The organism is Enterococcus sp. DIV0876, from assembly GCF_050529585.1.
Classification (GTDB): Bacteria; Bacillota; Bacilli; order Lactobacillales; family Enterococcaceae; genus Enterococcus_D.
Genome location: NZ_CP172882.1, coordinates 1,961,625 through 1,982,671 on the forward strand (window position 1 = coordinate 1,961,625; position 21,047 = coordinate 1,982,671).

Annotated in this window: 16 protein-coding genes; 1 reads left to right on the forward strand and 15 read right to left on the reverse strand. The window is 41.4% G+C overall.

Annotated elements, in window-relative coordinates; translation table 11 throughout:
- Positions 1 to 2: 2 nt before the first annotated feature.
- The 3 genes from pflB to parE form a co-directional block, all read right to left on the reverse strand.
- Positions 3 to 2,231 (reverse strand): formate C-acetyltransferase, encoded by a 2,229-nt coding sequence (pflB, locus tag IGI41_RS09120; RefSeq protein WP_430609481.1) that lies wholly within the window; start codon positions 2,229 to 2,231, stop codon positions 3 to 5.
- Between the two features lie 269 nt (positions 2,232 to 2,500).
- Positions 2,501 to 4,963 carry a DNA topoisomerase IV subunit A gene (gene parC / locus IGI41_RS09125; RefSeq protein WP_430609482.1) on the reverse strand — a complete coding sequence of 821 codons (2,463 nt, stop codon included), beginning with the start codon at positions 4,961 to 4,963 and terminating at the stop codon, positions 2,501 to 2,503.
- An 11-nt stretch (positions 4,964 to 4,974) separates the two neighbouring features.
- Complete coding sequence (parE, locus tag IGI41_RS09130; RefSeq protein ID WP_430609483.1) at positions 4,975 to 7,002, reverse strand: DNA topoisomerase IV subunit B; 2,028 nt, start codon at positions 7,000 to 7,002, stop codon at positions 4,975 to 4,977.
- A 250-nt stretch (positions 7,003 to 7,252) separates the two neighbouring features.
- On the opposite strand from parE, the gene plsY reads away from it, so the two are divergent.
- A complete protein-coding gene (gene plsY, locus IGI41_RS09135) occupies positions 7,253 to 7,879 on the forward strand; it encodes a glycerol-3-phosphate 1-O-acyltransferase PlsY (protein ID WP_430609484.1) in 627 nt (208 codons plus the stop codon).
- 46 nt (positions 7,880 to 7,925) lie between these two features.
- Here the strand turns inward: plsY and IGI41_RS09140 are convergent, their stop codons facing one another.
- The 12 genes from IGI41_RS09140 to ylqF form a co-directional block, all read right to left on the reverse strand.
- On the reverse strand, positions 7,926 to 8,801 hold the full coding sequence (locus IGI41_RS09140; protein ID WP_430609485.1) for an aldose 1-epimerase family protein: 876 nt from the start codon (positions 8,799 to 8,801) through the stop codon (positions 7,926 to 7,928).
- An 11-nt stretch (positions 8,802 to 8,812) separates the two neighbouring features.
- On the reverse strand, positions 8,813 to 9,604 hold the full coding sequence (gene codY, locus IGI41_RS09145; protein WP_430609486.1) for a GTP-sensing pleiotropic transcriptional regulator CodY: 792 nt from the start codon (positions 9,602 to 9,604) through the stop codon (positions 8,813 to 8,815).
- Between the two features lie 13 nt (positions 9,605 to 9,617).
- Positions 9,618 to 11,015, reverse strand: coding sequence for an ATP-dependent protease ATPase subunit HslU (gene hslU, locus IGI41_RS09150; protein WP_430609487.1), 1,398 nt, complete (start codon positions 11,013 to 11,015; stop codon positions 9,618 to 9,620).
- 11 nt (positions 11,016 to 11,026) lie between these two features.
- Positions 11,027 to 11,569 (reverse strand): ATP-dependent protease subunit HslV, encoded by a 543-nt coding sequence (gene hslV, locus IGI41_RS09155; RefSeq protein ID WP_430609488.1) that lies wholly within the window; start codon positions 11,567 to 11,569, stop codon positions 11,027 to 11,029.
- A 21-nt stretch (positions 11,570 to 11,590) separates the two neighbouring features.
- Positions 11,591 to 12,490, reverse strand: a complete 900-nt coding sequence (xerC, locus tag IGI41_RS09160) for a tyrosine recombinase XerC (RefSeq protein WP_430609489.1) — start codon at positions 12,488 to 12,490, stop codon at positions 11,591 to 11,593.
- Between the two features lie 226 nt (positions 12,491 to 12,716).
- Entirely contained in the window at positions 12,717 to 14,150 is a 1,434-nt protein-coding gene (locus tag IGI41_RS09165) for a flotillin family protein (protein WP_430609490.1), read from the reverse strand.
- A gap of 13 nt (positions 14,151 to 14,163) precedes the next feature.
- A complete protein-coding gene (locus IGI41_RS09170; RefSeq protein ID WP_430612796.1) occupies positions 14,164 to 14,565 on the reverse strand; it encodes an NfeD family protein in 402 nt (133 codons plus the stop codon).
- Between the two features lie 136 nt (positions 14,566 to 14,701).
- Positions 14,702 to 16,006 (reverse strand): FADH(2)-oxidizing methylenetetrahydrofolate--tRNA-(uracil(54)-C(5))-methyltransferase TrmFO, encoded by a 1,305-nt coding sequence (gene trmFO / locus IGI41_RS09175; protein WP_430609491.1) that lies wholly within the window; start codon positions 16,004 to 16,006, stop codon positions 14,702 to 14,704.
- 142 nt (positions 16,007 to 16,148) lie between these two features.
- Entirely contained in the window at positions 16,149 to 18,227 is a 2,079-nt protein-coding gene (gene topA / locus IGI41_RS09180) for a type I DNA topoisomerase (protein WP_430609492.1), read from the reverse strand.
- A 144-nt stretch (positions 18,228 to 18,371) separates the two neighbouring features.
- Complete coding sequence (dprA, locus tag IGI41_RS09185; protein WP_430609493.1) at positions 18,372 to 19,250, reverse strand: DNA-processing protein DprA; 879 nt, start codon at positions 19,248 to 19,250, stop codon at positions 18,372 to 18,374.
- 68 nt (positions 19,251 to 19,318) lie between these two features.
- Positions 19,319 to 20,083 carry a ribonuclease HII gene (locus IGI41_RS09190; RefSeq protein WP_430609494.1) on the reverse strand — a complete coding sequence of 255 codons (765 nt, stop codon included), beginning with the start codon at positions 20,081 to 20,083 and terminating at the stop codon, positions 19,319 to 19,321.
- Positions 20,067 to 20,933 (reverse strand): ribosome biogenesis GTPase YlqF, encoded by an 867-nt coding sequence (gene ylqF / locus IGI41_RS09195; RefSeq protein WP_430609495.1) that lies wholly within the window; start codon positions 20,931 to 20,933, stop codon positions 20,067 to 20,069. Before ylqF ends, IGI41_RS09190 begins: the two co-directional genes overlap by 17 nt.
- Positions 20,934 to 21,047 lie beyond the last annotated feature (114 nt).

Consider the following 21,047-nt stretch of genomic DNA (forward strand, 5'->3'; position numbering starts at 1 on the left):
TATTACATTGCTTCATGCATCGTACGTGCAATCACATCGTCTTGTTGTTCTTTTGTCAACTTGATGAAGTTAACTGCGTAACCAGACACACGAATCGTTAATTGTGGGTATTTTTCTGGATGTGCTTGTGCATCTAACAATGTGTCACGGTTAAAGACATTGATGTTCAGGTGATGGCCCCCTTTGGTTGCATAGCCATCTAGCATCGTTGCCAAGTTTTCTTGTTGTGTTTCATCATCGCGACCTAGTGCTTTTGGTACGATCGAGAAGGTATTTGAAATACCATCTAATGAATAATCATATGGCAATTTTGCTACTGAAGACAGACTAGCCAAAGCGCCATGTGTGTCGCGACCGTGCATTGGGTTTGCTCCTGGTGCAAATGGTGCGCCTGCACGACGTCCATCAGGTGTGTTCCCTGTTTTCTTACCATATACGACATTTGACGTGATCGTCAAAATTGACGTTGTATGTTTTGAATCGCGGTACGTTTTCGTACGTTTTACTTTCTTCATGAAGGCTTTTAATAAGTGGACTGCAATATCATCGACGCGGTCATCGTTATTTCCATATTTAGGATAATCGCCTTCGATTTCATAATCTTCCACGATACCATTTTCATCACGAACTGTACGTACTTTTGCAAATTTGATTGCTGATAATGAATCGACTGCAACGGAGAATCCTGCAATACCAGTAGCCATTGTCCGTAAGATATCCGTATCTTGCAAGGCCATTTCGATTCTTTCATAAGAATATTTATCATGCATGTAGTGGATGATGTTCAATGTATTGACATACAAATCACAGATCCAATCCATCATGGTGTCATATTTTTCCATCACTTCATTGTAGTCTAAGTACTCAGAAGTAATTGGTTGTAATTTTGGTCCCACTTGTGCTTTAGACTTCTCATCGACCCCACCGTTGATTGCATACAACAATGTTTTCGCAAGGTTGGCACGAGCGCCGAAGAATTGCATTTGTTTACCGATACGCATTGCTGATACACAACATGCGATTCCGTAATCGTCGCCCCAATGGCCGCGCATCACATCATCGTTTTCATATTGGATCGCTGATGTTTGAATCGACATTTTGGCACAGAATGTTTTGAAGTTATGAGGCAAACGTGTAGACCATAAAACGGTCAAGTTTGGCTCTGGTGCAGGACCTAAGTTTGATAATGTATGCAAGAAGCGGAAGCTGTTTTTAGTGACCATATGGCGTCCATCTTCACCCATACCAGCGATTGATTCTGTTACCCAAGTTGGATCGCCAGAGAATAATGCATTGTAATCAGGTGTCCGTGCAAATTTCACTAAACGTAGTTTCATAACAAAATGATCAACGATTTCTTGTGCTTCAACTTCTGTGATCACACCATTTTTTAAATCACGTTCAACGTAGATATCTAAAAATGTAGACGTACGGCCTAATGACATCGCTGCACCATTTTGCTCTTTGATTGCTGCTAAATAGCCAAGGTATAACCATTGGAAAGCTTCTTTGGCTGTTTGTGCTGGTTGAGAAATATCGAAACCATAGATGGTACCTAATTCTTTCAACTCAGTCAAAGCCCGTAACTGTTCGCCAAGCTCTTCACGTTGACGAATAATGTCATCTGACATAGTTCCGTTGCCGCAATATAGTAAATCTTGTTGTTTTTCTTTGATCAAGAAATCAATTCCGTATAGCGCAACACGACGGTAGTCGCCAATGATCCGTCCGCGGCCATAAGCATCAGGCAAACCAGTGATAACACCTGAACGGCGTGCAGCTCTGATTTCTGGTGTGTAGGCATCGAATACGCCTTGATTGTGTGTTTTACGGTAATCGCGGAAGATATGTGATACTTCAGGATCGATTTCGTAGCCATAAGATTCAGCTGCTTGTTCTGACATCCGAATGCCCCCGAATGGTTGCAAGCTGCGTTTGAAAGGTTTTTCTGTTTGGAATCCAACAACTGTTTCTAAATCTTTGTTCAAATAGCCAGGTCCATGAGAAGTAATCGTTGAGACAACTTTCGTATCCATGTCCAAAACGCCGCCAGCTTCACGTTCTTGTTTGTTCAAGTCCATTACTTGATCCCAAAGTTTCGTTGTCGCTTCTGTTGCGTCAGCTAAAAATTCATCTGTTCCGTCATAAGGTGTGTAATTTTCTTGGATAAAGTCACGTACATTCACTTCTTCTTTCCAAGTTTTTCCTTTAAATCCATTCCATTGTTCCATCTGATGGACCTCCTTAAATTTTCTGTTCACTAGTGTAACAGCTTTACGTGAACAGTATAACACAAGCGCTTCCGAATGCAAGCATTTTCAAGATTATTTTTTAACAAGTAACCTTATTTTAATGTTTTTTTATATAAAAACGCTGATATAACGGAATTTATTTAATGTGAATTTATTATTAAAGTAGATTTTTTATAAATGTGAAAGAATCATTATGACCAAAAAAACAGCCGAACTGTATTGATACAGTTCGGCTGTTTTTCGCACAATTATAGTACAGTGTTTTCGATAATTGTCGGATCGATCACCTTTCGCACATCGTATACTTGACCCCCGGCCTTTTCATCTGTGATAAATGACCCATTTGAGGTTCGATCATTGATTGGTATTTGCTCAGTATCGACCTCGATGGTTTGGCCTTTTTGGTTGGTGACATGAAGTATATTATTTTCACCAGACCCCATATAAACGACCCGATGTGGATTTTTTTTCAATTCTCTAAGAACCATCAACCCACGTTTTGCTCGACCTAGTTGTGTGATTTCTTGTGCCAGCATACGCTTGGCTGCACCACGCTGTGTAATGATCACAACAGGTGTATCTCCTTCAGAATAAACGACTAAGCCATTCACGATCACATCATCGTCTTTCAGATTCATTGCTTTGACGCCAGCTGCCTTAGGTCCAACAACAGGTACTTCCGTCAATGCATAACGTAAACCAAATGCCCGTTGACTCACAAGAAAAATATCCATTGGTTCGTTTTGATCAACCAAGAACACATTCAGTAACTCATCCGTATCATCTTTTAATTTCATGATGGTCATAGGACGCGTCTTGTAGGTACGCCAAGGTTCAAACTCTGTCATTCGGGTTTGCTTGATCATACCCTTTTTACTGATCAAGACAAAATTTTTCATTGGATCAAGGACTTTATAGGCAAAGACACCAATGATCATTTCATCTTGCGCCAATGTTAAGACATTTTGCGAGATATGCTCTCCAAGATCTTTCCATTTTAAATCAGTTAATTCATGAACAGGCCGATAAATAACGTTGCCTTTATTGGTCACCAGCAGCAAATGATCTAGTGTATTCAGCTGTTGACTGTATAAAAGGGCATCGCCTTCTTTCATGCCCACTTCCTCAGGTTTTGACGCCCCATAAGAGCGCAAGCTGCTGCGCTTGATATAGCCATCTTTCGTAACAGTCACAACAACTTCTTCTTGTGCAACCAATACTTGGGTCTCAATTTTTATTTCTTCGATTTCTGCTTCGATCTCAGTCATTCGATCAGATGGATATTTCTTCTTGATCTCTTTTAGTTCTTTTTTGATGACTTTCAATAATTCGGCTTCTTCATTTAAAATCATCGTCAAGTGCGCAATTGTTTCTGCTAGCTCTTTGGCTTCTGCTTGTAATTGCGTGATATCGGTATTCGTCAATCGATACAATTGCAAGTTCACAATTGCTTCAGATTGCTCTTCGGTAAAACCATGTTGCACGACTAAGTTGTTCTTTGCATCCTTTTTGTCTTTACTTCCTCGAATCGTCGCAATCACTTCATCAAGGATCGATAATGCTTTCATCAATCCATCGACAATATGCTGACGGCGTTGGGCTTTTTGCAATTCAAATCGGCTGCGTTTTTCAATGACTTCTCTACGATGTTTGATATAACTTTCCAGAATATGTTTCAAGCCAACTTGTTGCGGGCGCATCTCATCGATAGCCACCATATTGAAATTGTAGTTGATTTGCAGCTCGGTATTTTTGAACAGGTAATTCAAGATTCCTTGTGCATTGGCTTCTTTCTTCAATTCGACCACGATCTGCAATCCAGTCCGATCGGTTTCATCACGGACTTCTGCAATACCATCGATCCGTTTGTTCAAGCGGATTTCATCCATCTTTTTAACCAAATTGGCCTTATTGACTTCATAAGGAATTTCGTTGATTACAATTTGTTGTTTGCCGCCTTTGATGTCTTCGATTTTGGTCTTTGAACGTAAAATGACTTTTCCACGCCCGGTTTCGTAGGCCTTTTTGATTTCCTCTTTCCCTTGTAAAATACCGCCCGTTGGAAAATCTGGTCCTGGGATATACTTCATCAATTGATCAAGGGTTGCTTGAGGATGGTCGATCAAATAAATCGTGCCATCAATGATTTCGCCTAGATTATGGGTTGGAATCTCAGTAGCATAACCTGCAGAGATACCTGTTGATCCATTGACCAACAAATTGGGGTATTTTGCTGGCAAAACAGTCGGTTCTTTTTCGGTATCATCAAAGTTCCAAACCAATTCAACGGTATCTTTTTCAATATCCTTCAGCAATTCACCGCTCAACTCAGATAAACGAGCTTCGGTATAACGCATGGCTGCTGGCGGATCACCATCCATGCTCCCATTGTTTCCGTGCATTTCGATCAAGACTTGCCGTAGTTTCCAATCTTGACTCATGCGCACCATCGCTTCGTAAATACTTGAATCACCATGGGGATGAAAATTCCCCATGATATTCCCTACCGATTTTGCCGATTTTCGAAACCCTTTATCATACGTATTACCGTCTTGATTCATCGCAAATAAGATACGACGCTGAACTGGTTTTAGGCCATCACGAATATCCGGCAGCGCCCGCTCTTGAATGATATATTTCGAGTAGCGGCCAAAGCGATCTCCCATCACTTCTTCTAACGTTAATTCTTGAATGTTGTTCTTATGTTCCAAGAAACCACCTCCTATTCCATTTTCAAGCGTCGATCTTCAGCTTGTTCGGTATCTTTTAGTTTTTCGTCCACTAAATCAGGTACAGTTTCTTCTTTTTTATCTAAGATACTGCCATCTTCTTCCAGACTAAATTGCACATGGCTTTCGATCCATTTTCTCCGAGGCTCAACTTTATCACCCATCAACGTAGTCACCCGACGTTCCGCCTGCGCAGCGTCATCGATTCTCACTCGGATCAATGTGCGCGTATCTGGATCCATCGTGGTTTCCCACAGTTGATCAGCATTCATTTCACCAAGTCCTTTGTAACGCTGCAACATATAGCCTTTGCCGATTTTTTTGGTCAATTGACTTAGTTCCTCATCTGTCCATGCATATTCCAAAATTGCTTTTTTCCCTGTCCCTTTTGATACTTTGTACAATGGCGGCAAGGCGATGTAGACTTTGCCTGCTTCAATCAAAGGTTTCATATAGCGATAAAAGAAGGTAAGCAGCAGCACTTGGATATGGGCGCCATCGGTATCAGCATCCGTCATGATGATTACTTTGTCATAATTGCAATCTTCGATCGAAAATTCAGGACCGACGCCAGCACCTATCGTATAAATCATGGTATTGATTTCTTCGTTTTTGAGGATATCTTGCATTTTAGCTTTTTCGGTATTGATGACCTTACCACGTAAAGGCAAAATCGCTTGGAATTTACGGTCACGCCCTTGCTTGGCAGACCCGCCAGCGGAATCCCCTTCGACCAAATATAGTTCATTTTTCTTAGGATTGCGTGATTGTGCTGGTGTCAGCTTACCAGAAAGCAATGACTCGCCTTTTTTGCGCTTTTTCCCGGTCCGGCTTTCTTCTCGGGCTTTGCGGGCAGCTTCTCGTGCTTCTCGCGCTTTGATGGCTTTGCGCACCAACATTTGGCTCATTTCACTATTTTCTTGTAAATAGTAGCCCATTTGTTCACCAATCACCGCATCTACGGCATTCCGTGCTAAAGGGGTACCCAATTTTCCTTTGGTTTGTCCTTCAAACTGCAATAAATTCTCAGGTACTCTGATAGATAGCACAGCAGCTAATCCTTCGCGGAAATCACTGCCTTCTAAATTCTTGTCTTTTTCTTTCAGCAAATTGACTTTACGGGCATATTCATTGAATGCTTTCGTCATCGATGTTTTCATACCGACTTCGTGGGTACCACCATCTCTCGTCCGAACATTATTAACAAAAGAAAGTACATTTTCGGAATACCCATCATTATATTGAAAAGCCAACTCAACTTCGATGGCTTCTTTTGTACCTGAAAAATAAATGACTGGTGTTAACGTGTCTTTTTCTTCATTCAAATAATCAACGAATTCTTTGATTCCATCTTCATATAAAAAGACTTCCGTCAGTGGTTCTTCGCCTCTTTCATCCGTCAAGGTGATTTTGACACCTTTCAATAAAAAGGCTGATTCTCTCAAGCGTTCTGACAATGTTTCGTAGGAGAATTTGGTAACCGTAAAAATCGTATCATCTGGTTTGAAGGTCACAGTCGTTCCAGTCGGCTTACGCGTCTTGCCGACTTTTTTCAACGTCCCAGCCGGATGACCGCCATTTTTGAATGCTGCTTGATATTCGATGCCGTCTCTCACGATCGTCACAGATAAATGACTAGATAGGGCATTCACAACACTCGCGCCAACACCATGCAGTCCACCTGACGTTTTGTAGCCGCCTTGACCAAATTTTCCTCCGGCATGCAGTACAGTAAAAATAACTTGCACAGTTGGAATACCGGATGCGTGCATACCGACAGGCATCCCCCGTCCATTATCTCGGACGCTAATGCTATTGTCCGAATGGATCGTTACATCAATTTCATTGCCGTAACCTGATAGTGCTTCATCAACGGCATTATCCACGATTTCATACACAAGATGATGCAGTCCTCGCCCGTCTGTTGAGCCGATATACATCCCTGGCCGTTTTCTTACTGCCTCTAAGCCTTCTAAAACTTGGATGGAGGCATCATTATATTCTGTGGTTTTCTTTGCCAAAGCCACCGCTCCTTTAATCTTGTTCAGTCTCTTTTTCTCGGAAGAAAAGACCGCAAAAAAAATCTTAACACAAAATCCACTTTTTTCAAGCGAACATTTTTCTAAATCATCTTATCCTTTTTTTCTTGTTTATACAAGTTTGTATGCGCCCAGACACGACCCATGATCTGTTTCTCGGAAGTTTTTCTTATTGTTGGATAGGCAGTTTCATGCTAAAATTGCCCTAGCCCTATAAAGAAAGTTGGTTATTATGGAAACAATTCTATTATTCATTGTTGCTTATCTATTAGGCTCCATTCCATCAGGTGTATGGATCGGACAATTGTTTTTCAAAAAAGACATTCGCCAATTTGGCAGTGGCAATACTGGAACCACAAATACCTTTCGTGTACTAGGAAAAAAGGCGGGTATCACTGTTTTAGCTATGGACATTTTGAAAGGCACTTTGGCTACTTGTCTGCCCTTGATTTTCCATATCCAAGGGATCAATCCGCTATGGTTTGGGGTTTGTGCAATTCTTGGTCATACTTTCCCGATTTTTGCCAAGTTCAAAGGCGGCAAAGCAGTCGCGACAAGCGCGGGCATGCTCTTAGGCTTCAACCCGATTTTCTTTTTATACTCCGCAATGATTTTTGTGATTTGTCTTTATATCACAAGTATGGTCAGTTTGACCAGTATGATCGCGGCTTGTTTGATCACATTGTCCACCGTGGTCATCCCTCTCGTGGCACCTGTCATCTTGCCTGAACAAAACTGGTTGCTGACGTGTATTGCCATAGGTGTGACGATTTTCATCTTTTTCCGTCATCGCGAAAACATTTCACGAATCAAAAACGGTACTGAAAGTCGTGTACCATTCGGCCTGAACAAACAATAGTAGAAGCTGAGAAAAGCAAATGTCGCTTTTCTCAGCTTCTTTTTTCTTATTTGACAGTAATCGAATATTTGGTTTCGAAATCGGTATTTGCTGCCAAGATCTGCATACCGACCTTATCTTTCAAGTCACCATTACTTTCTATCGTATCGGCGATGCCGCACCATGGTTCAATACACAAAAATGGTGATTTAGTAGGATACGTAGACCAAAAGCCTACATACGGCATTTGATTATAGCTCAGCGTCACACTATGCGGTGATTTTTCACTCCGAATCGAGAAAGACTGTAATCCTTTGGTCTCAAAGATAAGGGCATCATTTTCGAACATCTCATGGGTCAAGCTGAGATCAGTATTGGTTTGCCCCAAGGTCCGCTGTTCGTAATCAATATAGTTGCCTTTCAAGGGCAACTTGACCCGCGATTTCTTCGGCGAAAAAGCCAAATAATAATCTTCAAAGGTCAGACCTTTTTCTAAAGGCACCTTGAAAGCGGGATGACCGCCAATCGAAAAGAGCATATCTTCTTGACCGCTATTCTTGACCTTATATTTGACAACGAGTCCGTCGCCCCCAAGTTCGTAACTTACGTGCAAACAAAACGCAAATGGATAGACCGCTTTTGTTGCCGTCGAACTTTCTAATTGAAACAGTACATAATCATCACGCTGATCAATCACTTCAAAATCCATGTCACGAGCAAAACCATGACGAGGCAAATGATACGTTTTCCCTTGATACACGTAGCTATCGTTCTTTAATGCGCCTACGATCGGGAATAAAATCGGTGCATGTTTGCCCCAATGCTTCGGATCAGCTTGCCAAATATATTCTAAATCGATATGGCTATCGAACAAGCTTTGCAGCTCTGCGCCTTTTTCTGCAATCGTTGCTTGCAAATGACCGGCAGTGATGGTAACTGTCATCATCTCATCTCCTAATATTGATGTTTCGTCAATTCTTCTTTAAAGCGGCTATTCAGCACCTTCAAGTAGGTACCTTTCATACCTAACGAACGTGATTCAATAATACCCGCTGATTCAAGTTTACGCAAGGCATTAACAATGACTGAGCGGGTGATACCAATTCGGTCTGCAATACTTGATGCTGTCAGACGTCCTTCATCCCCTTCCAAGGCTTCAAAAATCGCTTGGACAGCTTTTAATTCACTATAAGACAATGTGTTGATTGCCATCTGAACGGCTGTCGTACTACGGACATCAGCTTCAATACTGCGAGACTTTTGATATAAAAATTGCATACCAACAACCGTTGCACTATATTCAGCCAAAACCAAATCATTATCATCAAAAGATTTATCGATTCGTGAAAGAATGATGGTGCCTAAACGCTCACCCGCACCATAGATAGGGACAATGGTTGTCAGACCATCAGGATATAACTCACGTACTTCAATTGGAAATGCCGTCATATCATCACTGATCGGGACGTTTGCTTCCGTTGAAGATAAGTGATCCACTAAATCAGTATAATTTTTAGGAAATTGCTTTTCCATAAACATTTTTTTGATACGCTCATTGTTGACATCATGATTTTCAACGAACCCTAAGACACTACCATCACTACTAATAATGTACGCATTACTGTCTAGGATATTTCCTAAAATGACAGCCATTTTATCGTAAGGCAAATCTGAAGCTAGATTAAAGGTATTTTTTTGTTGTAATAGTTCATTGATTTGTCTCGTCTTTTCTAATAATGTTTTCATTGGTTTGCTCCCTTTATAAAATATAACGACTTAAGTCTTGGTCTTCAGCAATTGAAGCGAGTTTTTCTTCGACATAGGCTTCAGTGATAGTAATTTCACCCATTTGCATCTCTGAAGCTTCAAATAATAAATCTTCTAAAAGTTTTTCTAAAATCGTATGCAAGCGGCGCGCACCGATATTATCTGTGTCTCGATTGACTTGAAAGGCAATCTCGGCAATTTTTTGGATAGCCTCCAAAGTAAAGGTCACTTTGACATTTTCGGTTGCCAACAAAGCGACATACTGTTTAACAAGGGCATTATTGGGCTCTGTCAAAATCTTGACAAAGTCTTCTTTGGTCAAATCATCCAATTCAACACGAATTGGGAAACGACCTTGCAATTCCGGAATCAAATCACTTGGTTTTGATAAGTGAAAAGCCCCCGATGCAATAAAGAGAATATGGTCGGTCTGCAAGGCACCATATTTGGTATTGACTTGAGAGCCTTCAACGATCGGCAAGATGTCTCGTTGGACACCTTCACGGGATACTTCACCTGACTGCTGTGATTTAGAGGTCACTTTGTCGATTTCATCAAGGAAAATAATACCGCTCGACTCGGCCAAACGTAACGCCGCACTATGAATATCAGCATCATTGACCAATTTAGAAGATTCTTCTTGGATCAATAACTCTCGGGCTTCTTTGACAGTGACGGTTCGTTCGATTTTCTTCTGCGGTTTCAACGCGCCAAGGGTTTCATTCAAATCAATCCCCATTTGTTCCAAGCCATTGTTCATAGCTGGTGCTTGGTTTTTGGGTTCATCTACTTGGATCGTTACCTCGCGATTGTCCAGCAATCCTTTTTCCAACTGTTCAAAAATAGCTTGCCGATTGCTGCGGATCTCATCCGTCAGCTCCTCTTTTGGTTCTTGCGGCTGTTGTGCGCCATTGAACATGTTCATCATCTGTTCGTAAGGATTTCCTTGTTTCTTTTGTTCTTTCTTGATGCCTGGTACGAGCACTTTGACCAAACGCCGGTTGGCTTTTTTCTCCGCTTGAATACGCACATTTTTGTACTGTTCTTTTTTAACGATTTGGATCGCATTTTCAACAAGATCGCGTACCATTGATTCAACATCTCGTCCTACATAACCCACCTCAGTAAATTTGGTTGCTTCCAACTTCACAAAAGGTGCATCGACGATTTTTGCTAATCGGCGCGCAATCTCCGTCTTTCCGACACCAGTTGGGCCAATCATCAAGATATTTTTAGGTGTCACATCTTGCTGCATTTTTTCATCTAATTGCAATCGACGGTAACGATTGCGCAAAGCCACAGCTACTGATTTTTTGGCAGCTGTTTGTCCTACGATATATTCATCTAGTTCTTGAACGATCTCACGTGGTGATTTGTTTTGTTTTGTCATTTTTCCACCTCTTAAAACTCTTCAACAATAATATTATGATTCGTAAACACACAAATATCTGCCGCGATATGCAATGCACCTTCAGCAATTTCTTTCGCGGAAAGATCTCCACCATAACGCTTCATAGCTCGAGCTGCCGCTAAGGCATAATTCCCGCCAGACCCGATTGCCAAGATCCCTTCATCAGGGGTAATGACCTCTCCGGTACCTGATACCAAAAGCATTTCTTTGTCATTCATGACGATCAGCATGGCTTCTAATTTTTGCATTGATTGCTGTGTGCGCCATTCTTGTGCTAATTCAACTGCTGCACGTTGCAAATTGCCATTATATTCATTGAGTTTTCCTTCAAATTTTTCTTCTAGCGTAAACGCATCGGCCACACTGCCGGCAAAACCGACGATCACTTCGCCATTATAAATGCGCCGTACTTTTTTGGCTGTGCCCTTCATGACGACTTGTTCGCCCATTGTGACTTGGCCATCTCCAGCCATGGCAAACTTGCCATCTTTTTCAACCCCGCAAATAGTGGTTGAATGAAATTCTGATTTCATTTTGTTTTCCTCCCATAATGATTATGCCCTTGGATGAAATTGGCGATAATTTTTTTGCAAACTGTCTTTGGTGACATGTGCATAGATTTGTGTTGTTGATAAATTCGCATGTCCCAACAATTCTTGCACTGTCCGCATATCAGCCCCATGATTCAATAAATGAGTCGCAAAGGTATGACGCAACATATGCGGATGGATCTGACTGTCTAGACTGCTTTTTTGAATCACTTGATTGAGAACATATTCAATGCCAGTTGGTGTGATGCCATCGCCTAAGTGATTGACAAAAACGAATGAATGGTCTTTTTGATGTTTCTCGATCAATCGCTGTCGACCATCAGAAAGGTACCGCTTGACGGCTTTTTGGGCATAACTGCCAAAAGGAACATACCGATCTTTATTGCCTTTTCCGTGAATCAACAAAACGCCACTTTCCCAATCGATGTCAGTTATCGTCAAATTGCTGCATTCGCTGACCCGCAATCCAGATCCATATAGCACTTCCAATAGCGCTTGGTTGCGCTGCTGTAATGGTTCATCCCCTGCCACACTTTCAAATAAAGCGGCCATTTCTTTTTCATAAAAAAAACGCGGTAATTTCGCATTCTTTTTTTTCATATGGATATAGGCAAAGGGATTTTCTTTGATGACTTCATGCTTCGTTAAATATTGATAAAACGAACGCAAACTCGCCATTTTACGGCTGATTGAATTACGGCTGTAACCCTGTTCGTTCAGATAACTCAGGTACACTCTAACATCACGATAATCGATCGTTAAGAACGCGCTGTTGCCGGAATCTGCCAAAAACTGAAAAAACTTTTCCATATCTTCTTGATAGGCTTTCTTCGTCTTCTCAGAATAACCTCTTTCAACAATAAGATAACGAAAGAATTCATTTTTTAGTTGCTCTTCTTGCAAAATAATCCCTCATTCCGTGATTCAAAATAACTGTATCACAGCCATATAAAAAAGACAAACGAATTGTCAGAATTTAACCAATATTTCAAAGTTTAGACATAATTGTGAAAACTTTCTAAGAAAATTCCACCTTTTTTACACTATTTTTCAATTGTTTCAACAAAAAAAGAGGCCGACAAACATGGAGTCACTTGCTTCATTGACCCCCGTTTGTCTCCTCTAATGATTATTCTATATCTGGTTGAACTGTTTTTGTTTGCGGATGCTCTGATAATGCACCAACCAATTCTTTGTTTCCTTGTTTTGTAGACATCGTATCATTGATCAAACCAACTAAATCTAAACCAGTTGTTTCTTTGATCGTATCAAATGTTCGTGCCAAACCTGCCTCGCCCATGCCATGAAGGCCGTCATTGCCGCCAAAACTCACCACTTTATCAATATTGCTTAAAGGTGCATTGACTTCTTTGGCGATTTCCGGCAAGACTTTAATGAATTCCATCAAAATACCCGCTTCATTCAATTTGGTCAAAGCAACGGCCATTTTTTCGCGACTCTCTGCTTCAGCTTGACCGACTTTAGCGATTCTATCAGCGTCTGCAGAACCAAGTTTTTCGATGCGTTCGGCTTCGGCTTGAGCAGCCAGCTTCACTTTTTCCGCTTCTGCTTGGGCGTGGGCGATTTCTCTTGCTTTGTCCGCCAAGGCATTTTGTTCTACGACATATTTATCCGCTTCAGCTTTTTTACGAACGGTTGCATTCAATTCTTTCTCTGTTAACTCTGCTTGTTTTTCTTGAATCTCAATATTCTTTTCTTGTTCGATCAACTGAACTTTCATTTTTTCACCGACAGCAATTTGTTCTGCTTTTGCGTCGGCAACTTCGCGTTCTTGTTTATACTGCGCTTGTTTCAACGCCATTTCTTTCGTCGCTTCAGCAATCTCTGTTTGTCTGCGGATTTCCTCATGCTGTGCCAACTGTTCGTTCTCAGCTTGTTTGATCCGCGTTTCACGCAATGCATTTGATTCAGCGACTTCCGCATTTTTCTTCACGACTGCGATTTGTGGACGACCTAACGCATCTAGGTAGCCATTGGTATCTGACACATCTTTGATCGTGAAAGAAACGATTTCTAACCCCATCTTTTTCAAGTCTGTTGAAGCCACTTCTTGGACCTGTTCAGCAAAGTCATCACGATTTTTGTAAATCGCTTCAACTGTCATTGTTCCAAGAATCGCTCGTAAATGACCTTCCAATACTTCTTGGGCTTCGTCTTCCAATTCAGCAGTTGATTTTCCTAAATATTGTTCAGCTGCAGTTTTAATAGACCCTGTACTGTTGCCAACTTTGACTAAGACAGTCGCACTGGCTTTGATCGGTACACCTTGTTCCGTATAAACTTCTGGCGTACCAATCTCTAACTTGTGGGTCAGCAAGCTTAGCTTATGGGCTTTTTGAACGATCGGAATCACAAACGTCCCACTGTTTTTTAGAATTTTGATGCCTTCTTTGCCTAAGAAAGAGCCTGTAACGATCAATGCTTCATCGGGTTTACCAATGCGGTAACGGATCATTAAAAACGCTATCAATAAAACCAACAAAATAATCAACCAAAAAATAGGGTTACTTAAAAATTGTAAAGCTGAACCTGAATCTACCATACCTGCACACTTCCTATTCTATAAAATTTTTACTCTCAACCACCAAAGCGATTCCTTTTTGATCAATCTCAACAATGATGACTTTGGTGCCCACCGGCAACCGGATATTCTTGCTGCGATCCTCCACGCGGTAGAGCATCGCTGGATAGACGGAACGTGCAGTTTGACTGCCAATCTCCATCACCTCTCCCATGGATGACCCTTCTATTTTTTCAGTCAATTCACCAATCAAAAAGTCGGATTGATTGAGCACATTGCTGCTGTTTTTATCTGTTATACGATTATATAGCCACATAAATGGCGCTAGCAATAAGCTAAATAACAAAAATACGATCAATAGTCCGCCAATGATGAGAATCAACCAGCCCAAAAATTGAATAACTGTCGGAAATTGTCCTAAGTAACTTTGAATCATCGAGAACCACTCTTCGGCCACCTTGTTCACCGCCTTTCATTGTTACAAACTATCATAAGTCACTGCATGAAAAGTTTCAAGACAAATTAAAAAAAAATCCTCTTGCTAATTTAAAGTAAGAGGATTTTTTGATTGATTACAGCAATTCCGCCTTTGCAGTTGCTAAAGCGTTCAATGCACGATTGGCCAAAGCCTCATAACGGGATTTTTTATCGCGGATCCGCTCTGGCAATTCTGGCAGCAAACCAAAATTGGCATTCATCGGTTGGAAATGTTTGCCTTCTGCATGGGTAATATAATAGGCCATACTGCCAATAGCTGTTTCTTGTGGGAAGACAACTGGTGCTTGATCATTGGCTAATTTGGCAGCATTGATACCAGCAATCAAACCACTAGCAGCACTTTCTACATACCCCTCGACCCCGGTCATTTGACCTGCAAAGAAAAGGTCATCCCGTTTTTTCGACTGATAGGTTTGTTGCAGCAATTCTGGAGAATTCATAAAGCTATTGCGGTGCATGACACCAAAACGAACAAATTCAGCTTCTTCTAGACCTGGAATCATGCGAAAGACCCGTTTTTGTTCGCCCCATTTCAAATGGGTTTGGAAACCAACAATGTTATACAATGACGCTGCTGCGTTGTCTTGGCGTAATTGAATCACTGCGTATGGTCGCTTACCGGTTTTTGGATCTTCCAGTCCAACTGGCTTCATTGGACCAAACAACATCGTTTTTGGTCCGCGTCCTGCCATCACTTCGATCGGCATACAGCCTTCAAAGAATTTTTCTTTTTCAAATTCTTTGAGTGGTGCTACCTCAGCTTCAAGCAATGCTTCACGAAACGCGTAAAACTCTTCTTTTGTCATTGGACAATTCAAATAAGCGGCTTCCCCCTTATCATAACGTGACTTAAGATAAACTTTGTCCATATTGATCGTTGATTTATCAACGATCGGTGCTGCAGCATCGTAGAAGTAAAAACCTTCCGATCCATTGAATGCTTGAATGGCTTTTGATAGTGGCGCCGAGGTCAACGGACCTGTCGCAATGACTGTGATTCCTTCTGGTATCTCAGTGATCTCTTCTTCAATGACAGTTACCAATGGATGTTCTTTGACTTTCTTGGTCACGAGGGCTGAGAAATCATCGCGATCAACTGCTAATGCCCCGCCTGCTGGTACTGCAGTTGCATCCGCTGATGTAATGATCACAGAGTTTAAACGGCGCATTTCTTCTTTCAAGACACCGACAGCGTTGGTCAGATTATTGCCTCTTAGGGAATTCGTACAGACCAATTCAGCAAAGTTATTGGTATGATGGGCCTCCGTCGTTTTTTTGGGGCGCATTTCATATAGATTCACGGCCACTCCTGCTTCAGCAGCTTGCCATGCAGCTTCACTTCCAGCCAATCCGGCACCGATTACATTTATTTGCTTCATACTTTTACTCCTTTTTATATACAGCATTTTTTCATAGATGAATGGTTTAAGCAAAAGGACCGACAAATCCTCACGCACCATTTAAGCAATAAGCTTAGATGCTGTTGCAGAGTTGCCGATTCTTTTGTATTAAATAAACACATTATTTTTGAACTTGCTCTTCATAATCGCCATTGATACAAACAACTTGTTTGCCACCTTTGACTTTCTTTTCGACCAAATAGTTGTCACATTTCGGACAATTACGACCGACAGGTTTATCCCATGAAGTAAAGTCGCACTCTGGATAACGGGTACAACCGTAGAACAAACGATTTTTTTTCGATTTGCGCTCGACCACTTGCCCTTCATGACAGACAGGACATTCAACACCGATTTCCTTGACGATCGGCTTAGTATTGCGACAATCAGGGAAGTTGCTACAAGCGTAAAATTTGCCATAACGCCCCAATTTGATCACCATTGGATGACCACACAAGTCACAGTCAAAACCAGCTGGTTCATCTTTGATTTGAATCTTTTCGATCTGTTCTTCGGCGGTAGTCAAGTCTTTTTCAAATGGACGATAGAATTGATCGACCACCTTGACCCATTCCTCTTTCCCGGCTTCGATACTGTCTAAACGATTTTCCATCTCAGCTGTAAAGTGAGTATCCACGATTTGCGGGAAAAATTCTTCGATCAATGAATTGACGATTTCTCCTAATTCCGTAGGTTCAAAACGTTTTTGTGCCAATTTCACATAGTATCTGCGTTGAATAGTTTCAAGCGTTGGCGCATAAGTTGATGGCCGACCCACACCATTTTCTTCTAGTGTTTTGATCAGTGTTGCTTCACTAAAACGGGCAGGGGGTTGTGTAAAGTGCTGTTTGGGTTCGATCGATACAGATTGAACGACATCCCCTTCAGCTAATTCAGGCAAAATGTTTTCTTTGTCTTCTTTGCCGTCATCGCGCCCTTCAACATAGACTTGCATGAAGCCTTTAAATTTGATTTTTGACCCGTTCGCGATAAAAATCACACCATTTTGATCCAACGTCACTTTCATCGTGTCCAAAATTGCTGGAGTCATTTGGCTGGCTACAAAACGGGACCAAATCAAACGATATAATTTCATTTGATCTTTATCCAAGAATTTTTCAATGCTCTCTGGTGTCCGTAACACACTTGAAGGACGTACCGCTTCATGGGCATCTTGCGCCCCTTGTGCATTGGCTCGTTTTTTACCGCCATGGGCTGAAAATTCTGTACCATAGGTGCTTTCAATAAACTCAGCTGCTTCGGCTTTCGCTGAGTCCGCGATCCTTGTCGAATCAGTACGCATATAGGTGATCAAACCGACCGTTCCTTGCTTGCCTAGAGCAATTCCTTCATACAATTGTTGGGCAACCATCATGGTTTTCCTGGTCCGGAAATTCAATTTACGGGCTGCTTCTTGTTGCAAACTACTCGTTGTAAATGGCGCTGCTGGATTCCGTTTACGCTCTTTCTTTTCCACTTTTGTCACTTGGAAATCTTTGCTCTTTAACCGTTCTGTCACTTCTTTGATACTTTCAGCATTCGGTAATTTTTTCTTTTTACCGTCTAATCCCCAGAAATTGGCTTTAAATTTTTTGGTCGCTTTCTTAAAGTTCCCATCGATACTCCAATATTCTTCTGGTACAAAATCACGAATTTCCTTTTCGCGATCAATAATAATTTTTAAGGCAACAGATTGCACACGACCCGCACTTAAGCCTTTCTTGACTTTGCGCCACAAAATCGGACTCAATGAATACCCTACAAGACGATCTAAAATCCGGCGTGCCTGTTGTGCATCCACCAAATCAACATCGATAGTTCTTGGTTCTTTGAAGGCTGCTTTCACAGCATCTTTGGTGATTTCATTGAAAACCACCCGATTTTGATCCTTCAAATCAAGCCCTAACAGGAACGCCAAGTGCCAAGCAATGGCTTCTCCTTCTCTATCCGGGTCACTTGCGAGATAAACTTTTTCAGCTTTTTTGGCTGCAGAACGTAAAGATTTGATGACATCACCTTTACCGCGAATCGAAATATAATGCGGCTCGTAGTCATTTTCCGTATCGATGCCCATCTTGCTTTTCGGTAAATCTCGAATATGTCCCACGCTCGCAACTACTTTGTAGTTTCGTCCGAGGTATTTTTCAATGGTTTTCGCCTTTGCTGGCGATTCCACAATCACTAAATATTTATATGCCATATAGAAAATGGCTCCTTCCTTGATTTTTTCCTACTATATATATACCTTCAATCAATGAATCTATCATATGTTGAACAAACATACAAATCGTAGCTTATCATAGCTTTCGAAAAAAGTTTTGTCAAGGAAGGTTGATTACAAAAGTTAAAATTGCATGCATTCTTGTATAATATCTGAAGCATTGATTGTACATTTCGCACCATCTTGAATCAATTGATGACAGCCTTTTGATTGTGTTGAAATAATTTCTCCAGGCACAGCAAACACTTCACGCCCGTTTTCTAATGCCAACTGGGCCGTAATCAGTGAGCCGCTTTTTTCTTTGGCTTCGATCACACAGACCCCTTGTGCAATACCAGCAATCAAGCGATTGCGCATTGGGAAATGAAAGCGCTGCGGCAAAGTGCCAGCAGGATATTCACTGATCACCAAATGTGCTTGTTTGATTTCGTCATAGATGTCTCTTGAAGATGAAGGATAACAGATGTCAACACCTGTACCAACGACTGCAATCGTTTGACCATGATTACGCAATGTTGATTCATGGGCAAAACTATCGACGCCTTTTGCTAAGCCACTTATAATCGCATAATCTGCCGCTACCAGTGGTGGCACTAATTTTTCACACACTTTTCTGGCATAGATCGATGCATCACGTGCCCCAACGATAGCCAGACATGGTTGATGGAGCAACGACAGATTGCCTTGATAGAATAAGAGCAATGGAGGATCTGGAATTTGTCTTAACAAAGCTGGATAATCTGATGAAAAATAAGTGATCAGTTGCTGCTGATCGAGCATTTGGCGCATATGCGCATCAGTCATTTGTTGCCATGACCGATAGATGCTGTCAGCTTTCTTAGCGGTAATACCTAATCTGTACAAGTCTGCAAGGTTGACGATTGTGGCCTGCTGAGCTATCCAATGTTTGATGATCCGCCAACAACTTTTTAGACCTATTCCCCGACAGTAGTACAACTTGATCATCTGTTTTTCAAAATCTGAACATTCATTATAGCGCATCATAAAAAACCTCATTTCAATAGCATTCTTTAAATAAGATTCGCTAAAAAAAGAGGTTTGAACGAAATTTATACGTATTGTTTGACTGGGGCAAAAGTTTTTCGATGGATTGGACAAATCCCATGCGTCTTCAAGCCCTCTAAATGAACCTTGGTACCATAACCTGCATTCTTATCAAATCCATAATGAGGATAGGTATGATGAAAATCAATCATGAGATTATCACGATAGACTTTCGCAATGATACTTGCGGCAGCAATGCTGTTGGACCGGGCATCACCTTTGATCAAACTTTGCTGCTTAATAGCTGTATCGATCGTCATCGCATCTACCAATACGTACTCTGGCGTGATAGCTAAATCTTCTAAGGCAATTTTCATTGCCAAACGACTCGCTTGATAAATGTTTAAACGGTCAATCTCATCATGGGGCACAACCCCAATACCGATAGCAATGGCTTGATTTTGAATCTCAACAAATAACGCATCCTTTTTTTTCTGAGATAGTTGTTTCGAGTCATTCAAGCCTAAGATTTGACTATCTTTTGGCAAAATCACAGCAGCTGCAACCACCGGTCCTGCCAGCGGCCCGCGACCAACCTCATCGATTCCTGCAATAAACCGCACACCATCTGCATAGGCTGCTTGTTCAAAGATAGACATCTCCTGAAACTTGGTCAATAGTTGCTGTTGCTTCATTTGCTGTTTTTCATATTGTTCAATAAGTTTTTTGACTCCGATGCGGGCATCTTCTTTCAAAGCTGCAAAGTAAGCCAAATCGTCAAACTGCGGATCAAATAAACGGGTTTTGATTTCTTTAATCGACTGCGTCATCTGCCTCATCTAACTCCTCTAAACGATCTAACGTATACCGACCCAATTTCCCTTGACGTATATCAAAAACTACGAGCTCTGCACCGCGATCATAATTGTCTTTATAACCTCTTTTTTGGGTGATTTTCATCAAAAGTTCCGGCGCCAATAACGCTGCTTCTTCTGCCGTCAAGTTATAACGCGCCGCAACTTTATCTGGGTAATAACGCGCAAAAAAGTCTAAGCCATAGAGCGCAATATCATCTAAGTGGATCAACTGATCCTTGATGGCACCAGTCAATGCCAATCTTTTGCCAATCTCTGGATCTTCAAATTTCGGCCATAAAATCCCTGGCGTGTCCAACAACTCAACCTCATTACCAAAACGCAACCATTGTTGCCCCTTGGTGACACCAGGTTTATTGCCGGTTTGGGCGATTTTTTTGCCAACAAGACGATTCATCAACGTTGATTTACCAACGTTAGGAATACCGATCACCATTGCACGAATCGCTCGGGGTTTCAATCCTCTCGCTTTATCACGGGCTATTTTGTCTTTCAATACTTCTTTGGCAGCCGGTACGATTCCTTTGATTCCTTGATTATCTTGGGCATTGATGGCTAATGCGATATACCCTTGCTTTTTAAAATAGGCGACCCACTGCTTGGTTTGTTGCGGATCTGCCAAATCGGCTTTGTTGATCAAAATCAAACGTGGTTTTTGCTGTAATAGTTGGTCAAGCATTGGATTGCGTGATGAAATCGGCAATCTGGCATCAACCAATTCAAAGACAATATCCACAAATTTTAATTTTTCGCTGACTTCACGTCTGGCTTTTGCCATATGTCCTGGAAACCATTGAATAGTCATTCTATATCCTCCTTTACGATCAAGAATATCTTTCTTTCCACTGCATGAACTATCCAGCGGATTTGCTTTCCGCTAAGACTGCTATGGTACCGGTGATATTCTCATGTCCGTTGA